Source organism: Candidatus Cloacimonadota bacterium, from assembly GCA_020532085.1.
Classification (GTDB): Bacteria; Cloacimonadota; Cloacimonadia; order Cloacimonadales; family Cloacimonadaceae; genus Syntrophosphaera.
Window position 1 is genome coordinate 1 of record JAJBAV010000024.1, and the last position, 21,088, is coordinate 21,088.

The 21,088-nt window shown below is 58.5% G+C and carries 22 protein-coding genes and 1 other RNA gene; 7 read left to right on the plus strand and 16 right to left on the minus strand.

Features of this window, described 5'->3' with window-relative positions:
• Positions 1-289: hypothetical protein (locus LHW45_07225; GenBank protein ID MCB5285365.1), on the plus strand; the 289-nt coding region annotated here is incomplete at its 5' end.
• Here LHW45_07225 and ssrA read toward each other — a convergent pair.
• From ssrA to htpG, 6 genes are all read right to left on the minus strand, one after another.
• Positions 268-624: a transfer-messenger RNA gene (gene ssrA, locus LHW45_07230) on the minus strand. The two genes, LHW45_07225 and ssrA, sit on opposite strands and share 22 nt — an antisense overlap.
• Positions 625-666: 42 nt before the next feature.
• A complete protein-coding gene (gene smpB / locus LHW45_07235; protein MCB5285366.1) occupies positions 667-1,122 on the minus strand; it encodes an SsrA-binding protein SmpB in 456 nt (151 codons plus the stop codon).
• Positions 1,123-1,193: 71 nt separating this feature from the next.
• Positions 1,194-3,026, minus strand: coding sequence for a GspE/PulE family protein (locus LHW45_07240; GenBank protein MCB5285367.1), 1,833 nt, complete (start codon positions 3,024-3,026; stop codon positions 1,194-1,196).
• Between the two features lie 151 nt (positions 3,027-3,177).
• Positions 3,178-3,792, minus strand: a complete 615-nt coding sequence (locus LHW45_07245) for a protein-L-isoaspartate(D-aspartate) O-methyltransferase (GenBank protein MCB5285368.1) — start codon at positions 3,790-3,792, stop codon at positions 3,178-3,180.
• 35 nt (positions 3,793-3,827) lie between these two features.
• On the minus strand, positions 3,828-4,208 hold the full coding sequence (locus LHW45_07250; GenBank protein ID MCB5285369.1) for a hypothetical protein: 381 nt from the start codon (positions 4,206-4,208) through the stop codon (positions 3,828-3,830).
• Positions 4,209-4,389: 181 nt separating this feature from the next.
• Complete coding sequence (gene htpG / locus LHW45_07255; GenBank protein MCB5285370.1) at positions 4,390-6,285, minus strand: molecular chaperone HtpG; 1,896 nt, start codon at positions 6,283-6,285, stop codon at positions 4,390-4,392.
• A 191-nt stretch (positions 6,286-6,476) separates the two neighbouring features.
• Between htpG and hemG the strand changes: the two genes are divergently transcribed.
• Positions 6,477-7,871, plus strand: a complete 1,395-nt coding sequence (gene hemG, locus LHW45_07260) for a protoporphyrinogen oxidase (GenBank protein ID MCB5285371.1) — start codon at positions 6,477-6,479, stop codon at positions 7,869-7,871.
• 38 nt (positions 7,872-7,909) lie between these two features.
• On the opposite strand, the gene dnaA is transcribed toward hemG, so the two are convergent.
• Entirely contained in the window at positions 7,910-9,226 is a 1,317-nt protein-coding gene (dnaA, locus tag LHW45_07265; GenBank protein MCB5285372.1) for a chromosomal replication initiator protein DnaA, read from the minus strand.
• Positions 9,227-9,637: 411 nt separating this feature from the next.
• On the opposite strand from dnaA, the gene LHW45_07270 reads away from it, so the two are divergent.
• The 5 genes from LHW45_07270 to cbiB all read left to right on the plus strand — a co-directional run bounded on the left by LHW45_07270 (position 9,638) and on the right by cbiB (position 14,189).
• A complete protein-coding gene (locus LHW45_07270) occupies positions 9,638-9,841 on the plus strand; it encodes a hypothetical protein (GenBank protein MCB5285373.1) in 204 nt (67 codons plus the stop codon).
• Between the two features lie 89 nt (positions 9,842-9,930).
• Complete coding sequence (locus LHW45_07275; GenBank protein ID MCB5285374.1) at positions 9,931-10,446, plus strand: cob(I)yrinic acid a,c-diamide adenosyltransferase; 516 nt, start codon at positions 9,931-9,933, stop codon at positions 10,444-10,446.
• A gap of 72 nt (positions 10,447-10,518) precedes the next feature.
• Positions 10,519-12,045 (plus strand): cobyric acid synthase, encoded by a 1,527-nt coding sequence (locus LHW45_07280; protein MCB5285375.1) that lies wholly within the window; start codon positions 10,519-10,521, stop codon positions 12,043-12,045.
• 94 nt (positions 12,046-12,139) lie between these two features.
• On the plus strand, positions 12,140-13,216 hold the full coding sequence (locus LHW45_07285; GenBank protein ID MCB5285376.1) for an aminotransferase class I/II-fold pyridoxal phosphate-dependent enzyme: 1,077 nt from the start codon (positions 12,140-12,142) through the stop codon (positions 13,214-13,216).
• Between the two features lie 7 nt (positions 13,217-13,223).
• Positions 13,224-14,189: an adenosylcobinamide-phosphate synthase CbiB gene (gene cbiB / locus LHW45_07290; GenBank protein ID MCB5285377.1), complete on the plus strand. Its 966-nt coding sequence runs from the start codon at positions 13,224-13,226 to the stop codon at positions 14,187-14,189.
• A gap of 25 nt (positions 14,190-14,214) precedes the next feature.
• Here the strand turns inward: cbiB and LHW45_07295 are convergent, their stop codons facing one another.
• The 9 genes from LHW45_07295 to atpD are packed head-to-tail and all read right to left on the minus strand — an operon-like array spanning position 14,215 to position 20,878.
• Positions 14,215-15,120, minus strand: a complete 906-nt coding sequence (locus LHW45_07295) for a F0F1 ATP synthase subunit gamma (protein MCB5285378.1) — start codon at positions 15,118-15,120, stop codon at positions 14,215-14,217.
• Entirely contained in the window at positions 15,117-16,646 is a 1,530-nt protein-coding gene (locus LHW45_07300) for an alternate F1F0 ATPase, F1 subunit alpha (protein MCB5285379.1), read from the minus strand. The genes LHW45_07295 and LHW45_07300 overlap by 4 nt, the downstream gene beginning before the upstream one ends.
• 19 nt (positions 16,647-16,665) lie before the next feature.
• A complete protein-coding gene (locus LHW45_07305; protein MCB5285380.1) occupies positions 16,666-17,448 on the minus strand; it encodes a F0F1 ATP synthase subunit delta in 783 nt (260 codons plus the stop codon).
• Between the two features lie 2 nt (positions 17,449-17,450).
• Positions 17,451-17,729 (minus strand): F0F1 ATP synthase subunit C, encoded by a 279-nt coding sequence (locus LHW45_07310; GenBank protein MCB5285381.1) that lies wholly within the window; start codon positions 17,727-17,729, stop codon positions 17,451-17,453.
• Positions 17,716-18,441: a F0F1 ATP synthase subunit A gene (locus LHW45_07315; protein MCB5285382.1), complete on the minus strand. Its 726-nt coding sequence runs from the start codon at positions 18,439-18,441 to the stop codon at positions 17,716-17,718. The genes LHW45_07310 and LHW45_07315 overlap by 14 nt, the downstream gene beginning before the upstream one ends.
• Positions 18,438-18,743, minus strand: coding sequence for an ATP synthase subunit I (locus LHW45_07320; GenBank protein MCB5285383.1), 306 nt, complete (start codon positions 18,741-18,743; stop codon positions 18,438-18,440). Before LHW45_07320 ends, LHW45_07315 begins: the two co-directional genes overlap by 4 nt.
• On the minus strand, positions 18,740-19,084 hold the full coding sequence (locus LHW45_07325; protein ID MCB5285384.1) for an AtpZ/AtpI family protein: 345 nt from the start codon (positions 19,082-19,084) through the stop codon (positions 18,740-18,742). The genes LHW45_07320 and LHW45_07325 overlap by 4 nt, the downstream gene beginning before the upstream one ends.
• Positions 19,077-19,496: a F0F1 ATP synthase subunit epsilon gene (locus LHW45_07330; GenBank protein ID MCB5285385.1), complete on the minus strand. Its 420-nt coding sequence runs from the start codon at positions 19,494-19,496 to the stop codon at positions 19,077-19,079. The genes LHW45_07325 and LHW45_07330 overlap by 8 nt, the downstream gene beginning before the upstream one ends.
• Complete coding sequence (atpD, locus tag LHW45_07335) at positions 19,493-20,878, minus strand: F0F1 ATP synthase subunit beta (GenBank protein ID MCB5285386.1); 1,386 nt, start codon at positions 20,876-20,878, stop codon at positions 19,493-19,495. The genes LHW45_07330 and atpD overlap by 4 nt, the downstream gene beginning before the upstream one ends.
• Between the last annotated feature and the right edge of the window lie 210 nt (positions 20,879-21,088).

The window sequence follows — 21,088 nt, forward strand, 5'->3', positions numbered from 1 at the left end:
AAGACAACCGCCCAAAATGGCAATCAGCCGCAAACCCATATCAATCAAGGATGTAGCTTTCCGGACGAGCTTCGGACTTGGTCCGGAGAAAACAGAGAATCAGGGGCCAAACAGAGAAAGAAAGGCGGGAGAATGGGGAGAATCGATGGTGCTAAGAGGTGCTTTGGAAAGATGTGAAACGGGCGCAAACCCTTTAGAAACAAGGGGAAAAAGAAAACCCGTCACCCCGGAGAATGACCCCAGAGAGACGGGTTTGTCTTTTCTAAATGGTGGAGGCGCCGGGAGTTGAACCCGGGTCCGGAAATTCTCCCCTTAAGTCTCTACATGCATAGTTCCGGGATTAGATCTCGCATCCGCTTCTCTCCCGAAACAGAGATGTTCGGATGCCAGCCTGAAGATCTCGTTGGCCGTGCCCAGGCACTCACGGACAACCAGCCTGTGTAGTCGACGCTCCGAATCCGGTTCTACAGGCGAAAACCGGTGGAACGGCACAGCAGATTAAGCTGCCAGTGCGTAGTTATAATCGTCTGCGATTATATTTACTTCCGTCAGTTTAACGAGTTGACAGAAAACTCGGCATGCAACATTAAGCTTCAACATCCCCGTCGAATCCGTTTCGCCCCCATAGTAGGTGTTGGTTGTAGCTCTGCTGCCCAATCAAGGTGATCAGTCACTGTGGCGCATGGACCGTTTCATCTCAAGGTTTGATTCCCTCTCTTTCAGGGCAGCCCGTTTATCGTAGAGTTTTTTTCCTTTGGCCAGTGCCATTTCTACCTTGGCCTTACCGTTGCCGATAAAGTAAATCTTCAATGGAATCAGCGCAATGCCTTTTTCGTGCAGTTTACCGATCAATTTACGGATCTCGTGACGATGCAGCAGCAGCTTCCGGGTCCGCAGCGGGTCCTGCTCAACATGGGTGGCATAGGAGTAAGGCGAGATATGCACGTTGTACAAAAAGACCTCACCTCCCTTGAGCTGGGCATACCCGTCACGAAGGTTAACCCTGCCGGCCCGGAGCGACTTCACCTCCGGACCGCTGAGTACAATGCCGGCTTCAAAGGTCTGCTCAATGGCGTAGTCGTGAAAGGCTTTTTTATTTTTACTGACAATCTTCTGTCCCATACTCTCTGCACTGTTTCTGGTTACTGATCAACAATACTATAGGTCGAATCCAGGGAAGTGCCAGTGAAAAATCAAATGGTCTCGGTTTCTCCGGTCACGCGCAGCGCCTCTTCCACGGTGGTCAGCCCGGCCTGCACCTTGCGCCAGGCATCCTCGCGTAAAGTGGTCATCCCTTCACGAACAGCTATCTGCCGCAGTTCGGAACCGTTGGCCTTGGCCGCGATCAGCTTTTTGAGCTGTTCAGACATGGGAAAGACCTCAAAGATACCCATGCGGCCCAGGTAGCCGGTGTTCCGGCACTGGAGACAGCCTTTACCCCGTTTCAGCACAATGGAATCGTGGCTGGCAGCGAGCGGAAAGCCCAGTTTGCGCAGGTCGGCGCTGTCCATTGTGTACGGTTCCAGACAGTATGGGCAGTTGCGCCGTACCAGCCGTTGTGCCAGGGCCCCCAGCATGGTGGAGGCAATGAGGAAGGGTTCGAGCCCCAGATCTTCTAGACGGATGATGGTGGAAACCGCATCGTTGGTGTGCAGGGTGGAGAAGACCAGATGACCGGTCAGAGCGGCCTGGACAGCGTATGTGGCGGTTTCCAGGTCCCGGATCTCGCCGATCATGATGATGTCCGGATCCTGCCGGAGGATGTTGCGCAGAATTGAGGAAAAGGTGACGTCGATCTGCTGCTGTACCGCGATCTGGTTGAACTCCTCGTACACCATTTCCACAGGATCTTCGATGGTGACGATATTGATCTCCGGGGTGGCGATCTGTTTGAGTGTCGAGTACAGGGTTGTCGATTTACCGCTGCCGGTGGGGCCGGTCACCAGGACAATTCCGTGGGCGGCGTTCATGAAGCTGTTGTAGACCAGTCGGTCGCGCCGGGAAAAGCCAAGGTTGTCCAGCTGCTGAAAAATAACCTCAGGGTTGAGAATGCGCATGACCGTCTTCTCGCCAAAGGCCACCGGTACTGTGGAGACCCGGATCTCAGCCTCCTGGCTTTCTTCCTGACGACCGATCTTGATACGGCCGTCCTGGGGACGGCGTTTTTCCGCGATATCCAGTCGGGCCAGTCCCTTGATTCGGGAGGTGATGGCCGAGTGGACAGCCTTGGGCAGCTTGTAAATGGTGTGGAGGATACCGTCAATGCGAAAACGGACCAGGCAGGTGTCCCGTTTGGGCTCAATATGGATGTCACTGGCGCGCTGCTCCAGGGCGTAGCTGAACAGATGGTTGACCGCGGCTTTGATGTGCTGGTCAGTGGAACTCAGCTCCTTGGTGGAGGCCAGGCGCACATACTGTTCAAGGTTGCCGATATCCACGGCTGCGGAAACGCTGGTCGTCCCGAATTGGGATTCTGCAGCAGTGATGGAACGCTGAAAGCCGAAAAATTCGGCCAGAATTTTTTTGATGTCACTGCGTGTCGACAGATACGGTCGGATTTTCACCTGGTTGGCCCGTTCAATATCCTCGAACACTGACTGGATATCCGGGTGATAGCTGACCACTTCAAGGACGCCGTTTTGTAGTGTCAGCGGCAGGATCAGGTGACTGACCGCAAACGATCTGGGAATGGTTTTCGTCACCGTGTCCATGTCCAGTTCAAGCGGATCGAGCTTTTTAAACGGGATCTTCAGGCCCCTGGAAACGGCCCGCATAATGGTCTCTTCAGTGAGCGGTCCCTGTTGCACATCAGGGTTCTCCAACCCGAGGTCGATAATAATATCAACAAGGTCTGGAAAACCTTTCAGTTGCCTGTTGCGATCCTCCTGGCGACGGCCGCCGAACTGTTTTAATAGTTTCTGGCGCTGTTTCCCCTGTTGCAGGAGAACGAACCGGCGCTGTTCGTGGGAGAGCAGCTGCTGTTTGACAAGCAGGTCGAGCAGGGCTTCGCTGTTGAGAAATGACATGATCTTTATCGGGTGACAGGTGGAGAGGAGGTGAACGGATTACTCTGGTATTTTCTCCCGTCGCCGCAACGAATGCAAGGTTTTTCCCGACAGCCGGAGAGGGAAGGCTGTTCAGGCCGGTTCCGACTGCCGTATTATGGGGAGGGCGTTATCAGTTGGGCCAGGCGTGGGCCCCTATGAGATCCACAAAGCGAACATGCTCAATGGTTGTTATCTTGATATCACCGTCACGTTTATCCGCCACCTGTAACTCCTGCACCTCCTGGCCGCCGACCGGCATGATCAGACGTCCGGGATCTGCCAGCTGATCGATGAGGGGTGCGGGTATGCGGGGCCCGCCGGCTGTCACGATGATCCGGTCAAAGGGGGCTTCCGAAGGCCAGCCCTCGGTGCCGTCGTCAATACGCGAGACGATGTTGTGATAGCGAAGCCGGTCAAAGATCTTGCGGGCACGACTGACCAGGGCGTCCAGGCGCTCCACGGTATAGACCTTCTGGCAGAGCCGGGAGAGGATGGCGGCATGGTAACCGGAGCCGGTACCGATTTCGAGAATCTTCTCAGACCCGGTAAGCTGCAGGGCCATGGTCATCAGGGCAACGATATACGGCTGGGAGATGGTCTGACCGCTGCCGATGGGTAGGGGAAAGTCGCTGTACGCCTGTGACTGAATGGCATCTTCAACAAAAAGATGCCGGGGGACTGTACGCATGGCGTCAAGGACACGCTGATCGGTTATGCCCCGGCGAACCAGTTGCTCCTCGATCATCCGCTCTCTGTTGATGTCAAAGATGGTGAGCGGGTTCACTGGAGTTCCTGATCCCAGGTGTAGTCTTCCAGCCACTTGCGATCTGTCTCGTTGTGGTTGCGGAAATCACAGCTGGTGACAACGTCGTTGGTGATGGTCAGAACGATCATCTCATACCCTTTGGAACTGCTGAACGAGCCGATCAGCGGCATGGTGCCGAACATCCCGGGCCGGTCCTCATAGTAGAGAAATTCGCTGACCCCGGGAGCTACCTCGCGTCGGGCATTGGGTTCTCCCAGATACTGCTGCACCTCTTTCACCGTGGTCTGTCCCGGTTTGATCAGAGCGGCATCAGAGGCAAGGTGGCGAATCTGTTTTGTATGGCAGCCGCCAAGAAGCAGAAGCGCCATGAAAAGCATGAAAAGGGATGAACGCATCACACAGTTTCTCCAGAAGCGATTCATAGAACGAAAAAGGTTGTGTTCATATATCGTGAACACAACCTTTTTTCAAGATATGATACCGGTTTATCGCAGAGATGCAAAAAAAAACCGGTGCCCTGGATGTTCGTGTTCCTGATACTGCGGTGCACACACGATGCGTCCAGGGCAGAGAGGGTTAGTTCGTTGGTGAAGAGGCGTCGGCGGCACGTTCCAGGATACGGTAGTTGCGGCGCACCATCACCATGGGGTCAACCAGCAGACCAGCCTGGATCATAGCGTTGTCATACAGCTGTTCGACCAGATCCCGGGCAAAGTCAGCATCGCTTTCACGCAGTGCAGCCAGTCGTTTGATCAGATTGCTGCTGGTGTTGACCTCCATATCTTTTTTCGATCCGATACCAAAGGCCTCGGTCTGTCCGGACGCTTTGAGAATTCGCTCCATGGAGGAGGTCATAAAGCCATCGACATTCACGATCATGGCCGGGCTGTCCACCAGACGATCCGAGGCCTTCACCTCCTGAATGCGCTCGCCGAGCACTTCTTTCATCCAGCGGCAGAGCGAGGTTGCCACTGCATCAGACAGCGGCTCAACCTGCTGCTCATCGGTTGCCGTGTCGGCGGAAGGTTCTGTGCTCTCGGGCAGGGTGAGGTCGGCCCGATCTGCGGAAACCAGTTTTTTACCGTTGTATTCGCCCAGATGATTGAGGACAAAGTCGTCAATCGGGTCCAGGGTGTAGAAGATCTCAATGCCGCGTTTTTTAAACATCTCAACATAGGGCCCATACTCAACAGCAGCCCGGCTGGGACCGTTGATAAAGTAGATCTTGTCCTGGCCCTCCTTCATCCGGTCAACATACTCATCAAGCGAGATCATGACCCCGGGTTCACTGGCTGAAGATTCAAAACGGAGCAGTTTGGCCAGATCAGCGCGATGTTCAAAATCGCTGGTCATCCCCTCTTTAATGAAGATACCGAAGATCTTCCAGAAGTCACGGTACTTGTCGGCGTCCCGTTCAGCCTCTTCGGCAAAGAACTTGATCACCCGTTTGGTCAGGACTTTGCGCAGTTTGATGACGAGAGCGTTGTCCTGCAGCGATTGCCGCGAGATGTTCAGCGGCAGGTCTTCAGAGTCCACCGCACCTTTCAGAAAACGGAGCCATTCCGGAAGGATATTTTCACTGTGCTGGTCGATCAGCACCTTCTGGCAGTAGAGGTTGACACCCGGCTGCATCCGGCCCATGCCCAGCACCTCAAAGTTCTCTTTGGGCACATAGAGAAGGGCGTTGATCGAAAGCGGTGCATCGGCTGAGAAGTGAAAACGGTACAACGGTTCATCAACCGCATTGCCGATGAACTTATAAAATTCGTTGTACTCCTCCTCAGTGATTTCAGATTTGGATCGAGACCAGATCGCCTGCACAGTGTTGACCTTTTTCCCTTCAACGATGACCGGAAAGGGGACAAAGGTGGAGTACTGCTGAATGATCCGTTCAATCGTGAACTTGGAGGCATAGGTGTGGGCATCGTCTTTCAGTTCGATGATGATTCGGGTGCCGCGATGCAGGCCGGGGCAGGGGCCGATGGTGTAGGAACCGCCGCCGTCGGAGCTCCACTCCCATCCTTCGGAGCCGTCCCAGGAGCGGGTTTGAACGCGTACGTTCCTGGCAGCCATGAACACCGAATAAAAGCCGACACCGAACTGACCGATCAGGTTGACGTCTTTTTTTGCAGCCTCAGCAAGCTGTTCAAAGAAGTGCTGGGAGCCGGAGTGGGCAATGGTCCCCAGGTTGGTTTCAAGCTCCTCCCGGGTCATGCCGATACCGGTGTCGCTGATGGTGAGGGTGTGGTTTTTATCGTCACCGTTGATGGTGATCTCAAGGGGGACGTGACTGTCGAATTCGATCTTTTCTATCAAGCTCTGATGACGGAATTTTTCCAGGGCATCGGCGGCGTTGGAGACCAGCTCGCGGACAAAGATGTCACGCTCGGTATACAGCGAGTTGATGACGATATCGAGAACCTTTCTGGTCTCTGCCTGAAACTGCTTGGTTTCAACCTGTGTTGCTGTCATGGGTGATGTTCCTCAAAGTACATGAAAAAATAAGTGTGTTTACGGCCGGCCGGCACACGTTTTTGTGATAATACCAGGCAGATAAAGGGGCTTTCTTTTATCCGGGCAACATGGTAAGCACGAATGATTCTCTGTCAAGACAGGGCCCATGCCCATGCCCATGCCAATGCGTCTGTTAACTTCTGTGGTGTATGAAATCAATTCCGTATGACCTCTGTATTGTCGGCGCCGGTGTCTCCGGTCTGAGTGCGGCGACCTTTGCCCGGGCGTTGTGCCCGGATCTGAATGTACTTGTTATGGAACAGGCAGATGGGCCGGGTGGTGCCATCGCCTCCTATAGTGACAGTGGGTATCTTGCCGAATGGGGGCCGCACGGTTTTCTTGATAACTGTGCGGAGAGCCGGGAACTGATCCGTTTGGCCGGACTGGAAAAAGAGGTTGTTACCGCGTCTCTGGCAAAGTTTGTCCGCTACCTGTGCCTGAACGGCCGGCTGCAGTGCATCCCGCAAAAACCATGGACGATCGTCCGCCAGCCGCTGATCCCCTGGAGCGCCAAGCTGCGGGTGCTGGCAGATGTGTGGAAGAGGCCGCTTAAGGGGGAACCTTCAGTGGCAGACTGGGTGGCTCACCGGTTCGGGGCAGCACTGGTACCTTTTGCTGATGCCGTTTTTACCGGGACCTATGCCGGTGATATTGAACGGTTGCGGATCGATGCGGTCATGCCCGGTGTCCGGGAGATGGAGCAGCGGCATGGCTCGGTTATCCGGGGCATGCTGGCAAAGATGCGGGCAGCGGGAAAGGAAAAGCGAACAAAAAGGGGCCTGCCGTCCATGATCAGCTTCAACAACGGTATGGCTGCCCTACCCCGACGTCTGGCTGCAAATCTGGCAGACATAATCGAGTACGGTACAACTGTCCAGGGGCTGACCAGGCAACCTGACGGCTGGTTGGTTCACAGCAACCGGGGCGAGGTGCGCTGTCGTAAACTCCTGCTTGCACTCCCGATCAATACATCCTTACAGATACTGGGCGCGGCGTTGCCTGTTATGCCGCCTCCTGTCTCCGCTATTCCGGAAGCAAGGATTTTCTCCGTACTGCTCGGCTTTGATTCCAGGGCGCAGATCCCTCATGGTTTTGGGTACCTGGCTCCGGAACAGGAGCAGCGTTTCACCCTGGGTGCCCTGTTTTCCTCACACATGTTTCCCGGTCGGGCCCCGGCCGGCCGGCAACTGGTGGAAGCGCTGGTGGGTGGTCGTCGCCACCCGGAACGGCTGCGTTTAAGTGATGCCGACCTTGTTGATGCGGTGTATCACGACCTCAGGCAACTCATGGAGTTGTCACCCCCGGTGTACAGCGCGGTGCTGCGGCCGTCGTCGGGTATCCCGCAATTGGAGCATGGCTACATGGGCCTTTTGCATTGGCGGCAGACCGTGCACACAACGCATGCGGATATGCGCTGCTGCGGGTTCGGGTGGCGGGGTGTCGGGATCAACGACATGGTCAGGGAGGCCCGCCAGGCCGTAGCGGCACTTGTGGAACAGAGCGGGGAAGAGCAGTCTGTTGAGGTGAAAAAGATCTACTTCTGATGCGGCCACGTGCTGCCGGTCATGCCGGCAACAGCGGTTTATCGTTTCAGTTGGGCGGTCAGTATCTCGATCTGTTGCCGAACCGCTGACTGCTGACTCATCTCTCTGGTGATGATTTTAACGGCATGCAGAACCGTTGAATGGTCACGATTGTACAGACTGCCGATATCAGCAAGAGACTGGTTGGTGAATTTGCGTGTCAGATACATGGCCATCTGCCGGGGGAAGGTGACGGTTCGTTTTCGGGAACGCGAACACAGCTCATCGATACTGACCCGGAACTGGCGGCCGATGAGATCACGGATACTTTCAGCTGTTACCTCCGCCGCACCGTCGGTTAATCCAAAGACCACGTCGCGGATCATTGCCAGGTCAGGTGTTGTCTCATGCAGGCAGCACTGGGCCTTGATACCGATGATGGCGTTTTCAATGCGACGCACGTCTCCTCTGAGGTATTCTGCCATAAATCCAACCTGATCGTCCGTGATGGGCAGGCCGTGTTGGCCCATCTTATGACGAATAATCCGTGCCCGTGTTTCAAAATCCGGTGACATGATGCCGGTCACCAGACCTGAGGCTATACGACTGCGGAAATCCTCGTCAAAGTCTGTCAGTTTATTAGGCGGGACAGCAGAGGTCAGGATCACCCGACGGCCTGATTTGATGAGATAATCGAGAATGGTGTTGAGTTCTTCCTGCGTCTTTGCCTTGCCGGTCAACGTGTGGATGTCTTCCACCAGCAGCATGTCGCAGTTGTTGACATATTTTTTGGAAAACAGCTCCATGGACTTGGCCCGGATGTTTTTGACCATGTCTGCAGTAAATTGCTGAGCCGTCAGATAGTGCAGGCGGGTGGAGGGGGCGGTCTGCAGCACCTGGTGGACCACAGCCTGGGTGAGGTGGCTTTTGCCCAAACCGGTGCTGCTGTTCATGAAAAGACAGTTGCCAAAGGTTTTCTCACCACCAGCCAGCGCTTTACAGGCAGATCCGGCCAGCATATTTGATTCGCCCATCATGAACTGGGCAAAGGTGAAGGCTGGATGGAGAGAGCGCAGCTTTGGGGTGGCGGCAGTCCCCGGCAACAGCAGCTGGCCTCTTTTATTGTTCTCAAAATGCTGGGTTTGCGGGTCGGCAACAAGGAGACGGACATCACTGAACTGACCGACCTCCCGGGCGACACGGCGGATTTGCTCCAGATACCGATCTTCGACCCAGGCGCAGAAAAAACGATCCGGTCCGGTGAGGGTAAGGATATCTCCTTCCTGAGGTTGACATTGAATCGGGCTGATCCATAAGTTCAACTCACTCTCCGATAAAAGACCGTGCAGGGATTTTTTGATCGTATTCCACATCATAGAAAGCTCTTCCTTTTGAGATAAGATACCTTGCCAGACATTTCCAATTTCTTGAATGGTCTCTGATCTACTGAAAAACCGATTGCCGGTCAAAAGCGATTTGTCCCGATTTTATCTTCAAAATGAGTCGGTTCTGTTGATATGAAAAGATCTGGCCGGGATCAGACTTTCCAAGACCTGCGATGCATAACCTGCACTGGCAGCGTTAAAATTAGAAAATATTTACTTATACACAGTTAAATCAAGTGGTTGTGATGTTAACCAGCAGTTTGTTAACAATTTGTCAACAAATCATGATCCCGGCAGAGCTCCATTTTCCTCGTTTTAGCTCAATAATACTCTATTTTTAGTTTAGCAGACACCGGCTGTCTTTAACTCCTTTTCATTCCATGCTTTCAGAAGGGAGGGAAGATGAAGAAAAAAAATGGTGGTTTTCGTTTTGTCGTTTTTTTAATAAAAACAGGATATAAGGAAACACAGCCGGTGAATGTGCCGGAAAAATGGAGTGTATTGCCCGGTTGTTTAATTGCAAAACGCAGGCAGCAGGGAAAGAGGCGTGACCGTCTGGGGGGTCTGTTTGCTTTGGAACTGTCTGGCACCTCTTCTTTATCGTGACAGGTGTGTACCGGGGCATGAAAAGCTGTTGACTGAAGAGTTACGATTTTTTATGAGACCACCTGGAAAGACAATGGGAGTAAAGAGAAATGCAGGGCTATGTGCAGATTTATACAGGTGACGGCAAAGGTAAAACCACCGCTGCCCTCGGTCTGGCGTTACGGGCCGCGGGGGCCGGACTGCGTGTGTATATCGGACAGTTTATCAAGAACGCTGCGTACAGCGAACTGAACATCCTGACCTGTCTTGCTGATCTCATCACTGTTGAACAGTTTGGCAGGGGATGCATGCTGGTCACGACGCCGGAGAAAGCCGATGTCGAGGCTGCCCGTGCCGGTCTTGCAACGCTGAAGGCAGTGCTGCACTCAAAAAAGTACGACCTGGTTGTTGCCGATGAGATCAATGTGGCCTGTGCCCTGGGGCTTCTTGGTGAGCAGGATCTGCTTGATCTCATTGCCGAGCGACCGGAGTCGGTGGAGCTGGTTCTCACCGGCCGCGGTGCACCGGAGGCGGTGATGGCGCAGGCTGATCTTGTGACAGACATGCGTGCGGTCAAACACTACTATGACCAGGGTGTGCAGGTTCGCAAAGGTATTGAAGTGTAACCAGGAGCAGCGGGCGTCTTGGTGAGGCTTCATGCACTGCCTCCACTTTAACGGGCACCCGGGAGAGGAACTATGAAAAAGCAAGCAGCCTGCCTGGCAGTGCTGGGAACCGGATCAGATGTGGGGAAATCGATTGTCACCACCGCCCTGTGCCGGATTCTGGTCAATCGGGGTCTTCGCGTGGCGCCGTTCAAGGCGCAGAATATGTCAAACAACTCCGGAGTCACCGCCGAAGGTGCAGAGATGGGGCGGGCCCAGATTGTGCAGGCTGAGGCCGCACGGGTTGCCCCACACTGTGATATGAACCCGGTTCTGCTCAAGCCGGTGAGCGATGTCGGTGCCCAGGTGGTGCTCAACGGTGCAGCCTGGATCGATGCCTCTGCCAGATCCTACACCGGTAAAAAAGAGTTTCTCTTTGCCGAGAGCCGGGCCGCCCTTGACCGGTTGCGGCAGCGGTATGATCTCATTCTGCTCGAAGGAGCCGGTTCCTGCGCCGAGGTCAATCTGATGGCGCATGATATTGTCAACCTGCGGATGGCTGCCTATGCCCGGGCGCCGGTCGTTCTGGTGGCTGATATCGACCGGGGCGGCGTGTTTGCCCAGATCGTTGGTACGCTTGCCTGTCTGTCGCCGGAGGAACAGGACCGGATCAGCGGCTTTGTCATCAACCGTTTCCGCGGCGACCTCACGTTGTTTCAACCGGGTATCGACTGGATTGAACAGCGGACCGGCAAACCGGTTTTTGGTGTCCTGCCCTGGTTTAAGCATTTTCATATCGAGGCAGAGGATGCAGTGGTCATCGAAGGCCCCAAGCTTGCCCGGCACAACTCTTTGGACGCTGATCGACCGACCATTGGTGTCATTCGACTTCCCCATATCTCCAACTTCACGGACTTTGATCCCCTGGCGCAACTGCCCGACTGCCGGCTGGTCTATCTTGAACAGCCGCAGTCGCTTGCTCAGTTGCAGGCGGTTATTCTGCCGGGTTCAAAGGCCACCAGTACAGATTTGCAATGGCTTGACCAGACGGGCTGGCAGGAGCGTCTTCGGCGGTATGTCGATGACGGTGGGCATCTGCTGGGTATTTGCGGCGGTTATCAGATGCTCGGCACCTGGGTACACGACCCGGACGGCATCGAAGGCCCGCCCGGCAGCACCAGGGGATTGGGGCTGCTGCCGGTGGAGACTGTGCTGAAGGCCCCGAAAACCACCACACGCACTGCTTTTACCTGGGGGGGTATTGCCGGGTACGGTTATGAGATTCACATGGGGCAGAGCAGGTGTCCCGACGGGCAGAGCCTGCTGTGTGTACAGGACCGCAACGGCACGTCCTGCAACGATGCTGATGGGTGCATCAGTGCTGATCAGCGGGTGATGGGCACCTATATGCACGGCTTTTTCGATACGCCGGCAATCACCCGCCGCTGGCTGAGTGGTATCGGCCTCAGTCATGTGGCTGTTGATCAGCTGCACGGCCCGGCTGCCCGTGATCGGGCCTATGACCAGTTGGCCGAGCATGCTGCAGCCTATCTTGACATCGAGGCGATCATCGCTTTGCTGCCGCGGGATCTGCAGGAACGGCTAAGTCACCGATCGTGACAACGCTGTCTCTGCTGCCGACCGGTTGTACTGCACCACGGTGTACACACCTGCTGACCTCTGATCCGTTTTTTCGTACCTGCATGGAGCCATTATGATACAAGGACATGGCGGCAATGTTGTCGAGCTGGCCGAAGAGCTGGGCTGCCGGCCGGAAGATATCACCGATATGAGCAGCAACATCAATCCTCTTGGTGCGTTACCCGGGCTGATCGAGTACCTCCAGGAGCGAATGGACCGGATCACGTCACTGCCCGAGGTCGATGCGCAGGGCGCTGTTCGTGCTGTTGCGGCCCTGCTTGGTGTGAGCGAGCAGCGGGTTCTGGCCGGTAACGGCACCACCCAGTTCATCTACACGGCCTGTGCTGTTCTGAAAAGCAGGCGGGTGCTGATCGTTGGCCCGACCTATGCCGATTACGCCGACGGTGCCCGCCTCCACGGGATCATGCCTGAATTTTTTCTCACCTCGCCAAACCTTGATTTTGCCGTGGATGTGGTGCGGCTCAGTGCGCGACTGACCGGGATTGACACTGTTTTCCTCTGCAATCCCAACAATCCAACGGGGCGGCTGATTCCCCATGCACAGTTAATGGAGTTGTGTACACAGCACCGCGAGGTCCGTTTTATCATTGATGAATCGTATCTGTCCTTTGCCCGGGAAGATCAGGGTATGTGCCAATGTGCACTGGACAACGTCATTGTTCTCTGGTCAGCCTCCAAAATCTTCGGCATACCGGGGTTGCGCGTTGGATTTTTAGTGGCTGATCCGTCTGTTATCGAACCCTTTCATCGCTACATGCAGCCCTGGTGCGTCAACAGTCTGGCCCAGGAGGCAGTACGGTATATCGGCGCCCATCCGGATACGGTTAACGCCTTCATCGATCAGACCCGCGCTCACCTGGACGCTGAAAGTGCACTGTTTCGGCAGCGGCTCGCCGCTGCACCCCTTATTGTCTATCCGAGCACCACCTCGTACCTGCTCATCGGTCTGCCGGAGGGACAAACCGCAGGCACTGTTTGCCGGGCCCTGGCTGAACAGCGTTTTCTCATCCGTAACTGCGCCAACTTTTACGGGCTTGATGAGGGATACATCCGCATCGCTTTGAAAGATGCGGCAGCAAACACTGCGGTGGCCCGGCATCTGGTCGCTCTTGTTCATTCACAACGATAAGTCTGTTATGGATCTTGCCGGTTATCTGGTCTGGTTGACCATTCCCGCCGCCTTCTGTCTGGACGCCTTGATCGGCGATCCCCGCTGGTTGCCGCATCCGATCCGCTGGATGGGGTGGGCCATCACCAAAACCGAGCCGCTGTGGCGGCGGTGGCTTGCCGGCGAACAGCTTGCCGGTTGGGCCTTTGCCGTGAGCCTGATCCTTGGGTGCTGGGGTGTGGCTGCTGCGGTTGTGTCCCTGGCCTGGCAGGTGCATGCGGTGGTCGGCTTTATGGTGGAGAGTGTGCTGCTCTTTTTTTGTCTGTCGGCCCGTTCTCTGCGGCAGGCAGCCATGGAAATTCATGCCTCGCTGGCCATCGGTGAGGTTGACCGGGCCCGTTCCCAGGTGAACATGATTGTGGGCCGGGATGTTGATCAGTATCAGGCCGATGATATAGCCCGGGCAACGGTGGAGACCGTGGCGGAGAACGCGGTCGACGGTGTGCTGTCACCGCTCTTTTTCGCTGCTATCGGTGGCGCACCCCTGGCCCTGGCCTACAAGATGGTCAATACCCTTGATTCAATGGTCGGCTATAAGAATGAGCGCTACCTGCTGTTTGGTCGGGCTGCGGCCCGCATAGATGATGTGGCGAATTTCCTGCCGGCCCGGCTTTCACCACTGTTGATTGCCCTGGCCGCCGGCCTGACCCCAGGTCTTACCGGTCTGCGTGCATTGAACGTTGCCCGGCAGGAGGGGAGGCATCATGCCAGCCCCAACGCCGGTTATCCGGAGGCAGCCTTTGCCGGTGCCCTGGGCGTGCGCCTTAACGGACCGAACTACTACCACGGGGTTCTGGTGGACAAACCGTATATCGGTGTAGGACTTGCTGCTGTAACACCGCAACACATTGCTGCCGCCTGCCGGCTTATGACCCGCACGGCCCTGATCGGTGCACTTGTTGCCTGGCTGGCGGTGAGCCGGTCTTTTTTGTGATCGTGTCTTTTGGGTTTGCTGCTCTTTACAAACCGGGCGGTCTCTCCTCCTCTTCAGTCAGGGTTTCAAAGCTGGCCACGATGTCCAGCAGCTCCGCCTGGATCGACTCCTGCCGTCCCTGGTGATAGTCGAGCTGAAGCTGCCTGAGGTGGCCCTCGATGTTGCGCTCGGCAGCCTGCATTGACGCCAGGCGGCTGGCGTTTTCGCTGGCCAGCGACTCGGCAAACGCGCGGTACAGGGCAACGAACAGGTGTTGCCGGATCAGCGATGAGAACAGCTCGCGCCACTGTATGCTGAAGGTCGGCAGCGAGCGTGAATTCCAGTCCCTGTTGGCCAGATGGTCCAGCCAGGCACGGTCGACGGGCAGCAGTTGCAGCGCCTGCAATCGTGAGTCAGTGAAGGCACCCGGCCTGTGATGGATGACCAGTAACCGGTCGATGTTGTCACTGAAACGCAACGCCTCGACCGCAAGCAACAGGTTGTGGACCGCTGGGCTGACGCCGGCAATCGAGCTCGGCATCGACAGCCGTTGTACCAGGGTGCAGCCCGCGTCTTCCAGCCTGCCCGCTGCTCGTGCGCCAACAACCAGCACTGCGGTGTCTCCGCGCTCGTTGCCGAGGGTGTCGAGCTGCTTCAGCGCGAAAGCCGTGACCTGCTCGTTGAAAGCGCCGCACATGCCCTGGTCGGAGCCGAACACGACCACCATCGTACGCATGCCGACCGCGACCTCGGGCGCGATGAATTCGGGGCGGTGGCGCAGGGCGATCTGCAGGCCGGCCTCGATGGTGCGATTGTACTCGGCCAGCGATTCCACAGCAGCCTCGTACTGGCGCACGCTGGAGGCGGCCATGGCCTTCATCACCCGGACCACGCCGTACAGGTCTTCGGCGGTGCTGATCCGGCGGCGCATTGATTCCAGGTTCCGGCTCATGGTGCAGCTTTCTTGGCAACAGTCAGCACCGTACCGATCACGCGCAGCAGCTCGGCGCGATCTTCGTCGACGAGCGGTTCGCCGGACTCCATGCGTTGACAGATTTTCGGTAACTGTCTGGTGACAGCGGTGCGGATCGCCTGTTCGCCCCTTGCAACCTGTTCCACCGGCACGGCGTTCAACAGTCCCTCACCGGCGGTCATCAGCACTGCAACCTGTTCGGCGACCGGCATCGGCCGGTACTGTTGCTGGCGGAGCACCTCGCGTACCCGACGGCCGCGTTCGAGCGTGGCAACCGAGGCCTCATCCAGCCGTGTGCCAAAGCGGGCAAAGACCTCCAGCTCCTCGAACTGGGTGTACGACAGCCGCAGTTCCCCGGCCACGGCGCGGTAGCAGGGTAGCTGCGCCTTGCCCCCCACCCGCGACACCGAACGGCCTACATCCACGGCCGGCAGGATGCCCTTGCGGAACTGCGTCGGCGACAGGACGATCTGACCGTCGGTGATGGAGATCAGGTTGGTGGGGATATAGGCGGAGATGTTCTGCGATTGGGTCTCGGCGATCGGCAGCGCGGTCAACGAGCCGCCGCCGCGCTCAGCACGCAGTTGGGTGGCGCGTTCGAGCAGTCGCGAATGCACGTAAAAGATGTCGCCCGGGTAGGCCTCGCGGCCGGGGGGTCGGCGCATCAGCAGCGACAGCTCGCGATAGGCGCGGGCGTGGCGGGTGAGGTCATCGTAGACGATCAGCACGTCGCGGCCCTGTTCCATGAAGTATTCGGCAATGGTTGTTGCCGCGTACGGGGCGATGTACTGGACGCCCGGCGGCTCGTCGCCCGAGGCGGTCACGATGATGCTGTAGCCCAGCGCATCGTGGCGGCGCAGGTGGGTGAGGAGCTCGGCCACCTCTGAAGTGCGCTGGCCGATGCTGCAGTACACGCACACCACGTTCCGGCCGCGCTGGTTGAGGATGGTGTCCAGGGCAATGGCGGTCTTGCCGGTCTGGCGGTCACCGAGGATCAGCTCGCGCTGGCCGCGGCCGATGGGCAGCAGCGAATCGATAACCTTCAGCCCGGTCTGCAACGGCCGGGTGACCGGTGCCCGGTGCAGGATCGGTGGCGCCGGTCGCTCGACCGGCCGCCGCTCGCGCGTACGCACCGGCCCGAGCTCGTCCAGTGGATTACCCAGCGCACCGACCACGCGGCCGAGCAGTGCACCGCCGACCGGCACATCAAGGATGCGACCTGTGCGGTGGGCAAAGCTGCCCGCCACCAGCGCGTTACCCGCACCCAGCAGCACCACGCCGACCTCGTCGGGATCGAGGTTGTAGGCCATCCCGAGCAGACCGCCATGCAGGCCCACCAGCTCCTCGGCCTGAACCCTGGCCAGGCCGCGCACCCGCGCCACTCCCGGGCCGACCGAAATTACTCTGCCGACCTCATGGGTCACCAGCTCCGCGCGCGTGCCCGCCAGCACCTGTGCGACGATGTCCAGTGTCAGCCTGACGGACGCGTGCAGCGACTCCTTCATTGCGCCGGCTGTCGTTGGCTTAGCGGTCGGCGGCATGATCCCGGGCGCTCTCGTCCAGGGCCTCGAAGACCCGTGCTTCCAGTCCTTCCAGCCAGGAGCCCAGGCTCCAGGCCAGGCGGTGTGAGCGGGCGCGCAGTTCGATGCCGCAGATCAGTTTCGGGTCGGTGCCGAAGTGCACCTGGATATCCTTGCCCAGATGCTCGCGCAGGGTTGCTGTCAGCGTGTCCCGGCCCTGCTGGTTGAGCGTGAAGGAGGTGTTGACTTCGACTTCGCCGCTGGAGTCGCGGATCGTTGCGATGATCGCCTCGCGCTGCTCCGGATCGAGGTCCTGGATCCGCTGCGCAAACACTTTCAGCATCTGCGCTTCCAGATCCGCGTCAGCCAGCTCCTTCAGGCCCTGACCGGCCAGGGTGAACACTCCCTGGCCAACGCGTTCGCGAAAGTCCTGCAGCAGGTCCTCACGCTCACGTTCCAACTTCCCGAGCCACTGCTGTTGGACCTTGGCGGCCTGCCGGCGTGCGTCCTCCAGCAGCACCTGGCGCCGCGCTTCGGCCTCATCAGCAGCGCGTGCGAGCATCTGTTCACGTTGCTGCTCAAACTCCCGGTTGCCGGCGCGGTACTTCTCGGCTTCCTTTGCAGCAACCTCGCGCTCACGTGCGGCCTCCTCCAGACGGTCGGCGATGCCTGCTTCCCGCTGGTCCATGGCACCGATGATCCGGTCGTAAAACAGGCGTTTAAGCAGCCATACCAGGACCAGAAAGTTGATAGCCTGGGCTACCAGCGTGAACCAGTCGACCGCCATGCTCAGCCTCCCGCAAGGCTCAGAAAGTGGTTCCAGAACGGGTTGGCGAAGATCAGGATCATTGACACGACAAAACAGTAGATCGCCGACGACTCGGTCATTGCCAGGCCGATGAACAGCGTGCGCGAAATCACCGGTGCGGCATCGGGTTGCTGGGCCAGCGCGCCCATCGCACGTGAGACCGCCCAGCCCTCGCCGATAGCGGTGATCGGGGCACCGATGCCGACAGTGGCTCCCGCCATGATGATTGAGATCATGCCGATCAGCTCAAGGCTCTCCACGGGTACTTCCTCCTTTGTTGTCGTTGTGTGGCCCGCCGAGTTGCTCCTCGTGGGCACGGGTGGCCGAGACGATGTAGACCAGCGCCAGGACCGAAAAGATGTAGGCCTGGATCACGCCGATCAGCAGGCCGAGAACACTCATGATGACCGGAAAGAACAGCGGCGCGATCGCCAGCGCCACCGCTGCGATCATGGTACCGCTCATCATGTTGCCGAACAGGCGGATCGACAGCGAGATCGTCCGCGTCAGTTCTGAGAGGATGTTGAACGGCAGCATGAGCCAGGTTGGCTGCAGGTACGTCTTCAGGTAGCCGCGCAGGCCCTGGGACATAGTGCCGAAGACAGGCACCGCCACGAACACGCACAGCGCCAGCGCCGTGGTGGTCGAGAGCGAGCCGGTGGGTGCCTGGAACCCTGGTACTACGACCAGGACATTGGACGTCACGATGAACAGGAACAGCGTGCCGATAAAGGGCAGGTAGCGGTCTGCGTCGACGTCGACCACGCCGCGGATCTGCCCGCGGATGCCATCGAGCACGATCTCCAGCAGCAGCTGTCCGCGCGACACCGAAGTCCCGCCCGTCAGTCTGCACGTAATCAGCCACGAGCCACCGGCCAAAAGCGCCATCACCACCCAGGTGAACACTAAAGTGGCGCTGATTGCAAATGGACCGAACTGCCAGTAGACGATGGCATCAGGCGTGATGGTCATGGTTCCACTCCTTTGCACGGCGCCTGCGGGAAGCAGTCGGGCCGCAGTCGCGACAGCATCACCTGGCGCACGATAATGAAGCCGGCCAGGCATACCAGCAGGCGCTGCCAGCTGCCGTCCATCACCAGGTACATGCCCGTCACCACCAGCGCCGTGCGTAGCACGAAGCTCAGTGCAAACAGCAGCGTCGGGTTGCGTGTGCGTGCCAGCCGCTGTACAGTCAACCACAGGCCGCCGAAATAGAGCAGGCCCAGGCCGAGCCCGGCCACCAGTGCCAACAGCAGGAGAAGCGCGGTGTTCATTGGTCGGCCTCCTGTTCTGCTTCGTCCTTCTCGATCATCCTTGACTCCTGATTGACCCAATACCACGCATTGAGGCAACCCAGTGCGACCCCGCCCAGCAGCAGTGCCAGGGTCCACGAGAGATCGCCCGGCCAGCGGCGGTCGATCCACAGTCCCAAAAACGTCCCGGCCACGGTCGGCACGGTCACAGACCAGCCAACGATGCCGGCCGCCCCCAGGCCGTGCCAGAGGGTGCGGTCGCGGCGGCTGCGCATCCGGACCTTGCGCGCTTCCCTGGCGCCGATCTCCTCGTCCAGTCCACGCGGCGGCTCATTCGACGGTATGGGATCGCGTTCAGGCATGTCTGCGCCCGTCCCAGTCCAGGACCTGTTGCACCAGACTGGCCTCCAGCCGGTCCAGGGCGTGACGAGCCTGCTGTTCCTGTTCGCCCTGTTCGCGGAACTGCGCCAGCACCGCCTGCTGCAGCTCGCCCAATTTGCCCTGCAGGGCGTTCCAGGTGGACACCCGGACGTCTGTGCCGTGCTTGACCAGCAGGCCTTCGTCCACCGCGAAAAAGGTCTCTTCACCGTCTGCAGAGGTCAGGGTGAGAATGCCTGGGACCAGCACTGCCACAAAGTCGACATGACGCGGCAGCAGGCAGAACGATCCGTCACTCGCCTCAGCCACCAGTTTTGCGGCCTGCTGCTCTGCCAGCACGCCCGAGGGCACGATGACCTTGATCCGCATGGTCATTGAACTACCCTCCGTGCTCATGGCTTCTTCGCCTCATCGACTGTGCCGATCATGTACAGCGCCTGCTCGGGATAGCCGGAGAACTCGTCGTTGAGGATACGCTCGCAGCCGTCCAGCGTGTCCTCCAGCTCCACCATGGCGCCGCCCATGCCGGTGAACTGCCCGGTGGTGAAGAATGGCTGGGTCAGGAACCGCTCCAGCCGCCGCGCCCGGTGCACACGTCGCTGGTCGTCGCGTGACAGTTCCTCCAGCCCGAGCATGGCGATCACGTCCTTGAGTTCGTCGTAGGCGGCCTGGGTCTCGCGGACCTTGCGCGCCACCTCGTAGTGGCGCTCGCCCACCATCGACGGGGTCAGCATCTTCGACTCCGAGCGTAGCGGGTCCACGGCCGGATAGAAGCCTTGGCTTGCGCGCTCGCGTGAGAGTACGATCAGCGCCGACAGGTGACCGAAGGTGTGTGTGATGGCCGGGTCGGTGAAATCATCCGCCGGCACGTACACAGCCTGCACCGAAGTGATCGCTGCGCCCCTGGTGGTGCAGATGCGCTCCTGCAGCTCGGCCAGCTCGGTGCCCAAGGTGGGCTGATAGCCCATGCGCGAGGGCAGCCGACCCAGCAGACCGGAGACTTCGGAACCGGCCTGGATGAAACGGAACACGTTGTCGATCAGCAGCAGTACGTCCCGGCGGGCGTCGTCACGAAAGTACTCGGCCACGGTCAGCGCCGCGTGCCCGATCCGGAAGCGTGCGCCCGGTGGCTCGTTCATCTGTCCGAACATCAGCACGGTGTTATCGCGCACGCCGGCCGCCTCCACGTCGCGCACCATCTCTTCGGCCTCGCGCGAGCGTTCGCCGATGCCGCAGAACACCGTGACTCCGCCATGGCGTCCGGCAACGTTGTTGATCAGCTCGGTGATCAGCACTGTCTTGCCCACCCCGGCACCGCCGAACAGACCCGCCTTGCCGCCGCGCGCGAGCGGGGTCAGGAGATCGATGGCCTTGATTCCGGTGACGAAGATTTCCGAGGTGGCGCCCTGGTCGACGAGCGATACCGGCTGCCCGTAGAGCGGACGCCACTCACCGCCATGCAGGTCCTCACCGGCGTCGATCGCATTGCCGAACACGTTGACCACACGGCCCAGCATCCGTTCGCCCACCGGCACCCGCAGCGGGTGGCCCGAATCGTAGATCGGCGTGCCCCGAGCCAGGCCGGCGGTCGGGTTAAGGGCGATACCGCGGATGGTTTCCGTATCAACATGACCAACCACTTCGACCACGACCTCGCGGTCTGTCCCCACGTGCAGTTCGCTATGGAACTCCGGAAGGCCGCCAGGGAAATGGGCATCCACCACGCTGCCACGTACCGACAGCACGGTGCCCTGGGAATGGTCGTGATCGGTATTCATTGCGTGCTCACCTCCTGGTGACAGCAGCCGCAGCTGCGGTTCTTCTACAAGCCCCCCGGCATCGTGCGTGTCCGGAACACGGCACACGACCCTGTCGGCAACGCCTTCGCAGGATGGAGACGACAGCAGAGTCTCGACCTCTTCGCGCCACCTGTCTGCAAGCCAGTGATTCGGAACCACTTTTCAATGATTTTGCCGGTCACCGACCTG

Excerpts from the sequence above, each read along its gene's own strand:
- smpB (MCB5285366.1), bottom strand. The coding sequence starts at position 1,122 with ATGGGACAGAAGATTGTCAGTAAAAATAAAAAAGCCTTTCACGACTAC.
- LHW45_07240 (MCB5285367.1), bottom strand. The coding sequence starts at position 3,026 with ATGTCATTTCTCAACAGCGAAGCCCTGCTCGACCTGCTTGTCAAACAG.
- LHW45_07245 (MCB5285368.1), bottom strand. The coding sequence starts at position 3,792 with ATGATCGAGGAGCAACTGGTTCGCCGGGGCATAACCGATCAGCGTGTC.
- LHW45_07250 (MCB5285369.1), bottom strand. The coding sequence starts at position 4,208 with ATGCGTTCATCCCTTTTCATGCTTTTCATGGCGCTTCTGCTTCTTGGC.
- htpG (MCB5285370.1), bottom strand. The coding sequence starts at position 6,285 with ATGACAGCAACACAGGTTGAAACCAAGCAGTTTCAGGCAGAGACCAGA.
- hemG (MCB5285371.1), top strand. The coding sequence starts at position 6,477 with ATGAAATCAATTCCGTATGACCTCTGTATTGTCGGCGCCGGTGTCTCC.
- dnaA (MCB5285372.1), bottom strand. The coding sequence starts at position 9,226 with ATGATGTGGAATACGATCAAAAAATCCCTGCACGGTCTTTTATCGGAG.
- LHW45_07270 (MCB5285373.1), top strand. The coding sequence starts at position 9,638 with ATGAAGAAAAAAAATGGTGGTTTTCGTTTTGTCGTTTTTTTAATAAAA.
- LHW45_07275 (MCB5285374.1), top strand. The coding sequence starts at position 9,931 with ATGCAGGGCTATGTGCAGATTTATACAGGTGACGGCAAAGGTAAAACC.
- LHW45_07280 (MCB5285375.1), top strand. The coding sequence starts at position 10,519 with ATGAAAAAGCAAGCAGCCTGCCTGGCAGTGCTGGGAACCGGATCAGAT.
- LHW45_07285 (MCB5285376.1), top strand. The coding sequence starts at position 12,140 with ATGATACAAGGACATGGCGGCAATGTTGTCGAGCTGGCCGAAGAGCTG.
- cbiB (MCB5285377.1), top strand. The coding sequence starts at position 13,224 with ATGGATCTTGCCGGTTATCTGGTCTGGTTGACCATTCCCGCCGCCTTC.
- LHW45_07295 (MCB5285378.1), bottom strand. The coding sequence starts at position 15,120 with ATGAGCCGGAACCTGGAATCAATGCGCCGCCGGATCAGCACCGCCGAA.
- LHW45_07300 (MCB5285379.1), bottom strand. The coding sequence starts at position 16,646 with ATGAAGGAGTCGCTGCACGCGTCCGTCAGGCTGACACTGGACATCGTC.
- LHW45_07305 (MCB5285380.1), bottom strand. The coding sequence starts at position 17,448 with ATGGCGGTCGACTGGTTCACGCTGGTAGCCCAGGCTATCAACTTTCTG.
- LHW45_07315 (MCB5285382.1), bottom strand. The coding sequence starts at position 18,441 with ATGACCATCACGCCTGATGCCATCGTCTACTGGCAGTTCGGTCCATTT.
- LHW45_07320 (MCB5285383.1), bottom strand. The coding sequence starts at position 18,743 with ATGAACACCGCGCTTCTCCTGCTGTTGGCACTGGTGGCCGGGCTCGGC.
- LHW45_07325 (MCB5285384.1), bottom strand. The coding sequence starts at position 19,084 with ATGCCTGAACGCGATCCCATACCGTCGAATGAGCCGCCGCGTGGACTG.
- LHW45_07330 (MCB5285385.1), bottom strand. The coding sequence starts at position 19,496 with ATGAGCACGGAGGGTAGTTCAATGACCATGCGGATCAAGGTCATCGTG.
- atpD (MCB5285386.1), bottom strand. The coding sequence starts at position 20,878 with ATGAATACCGATCACGACCATTCCCAGGGCACCGTGCTGTCGGTACGT.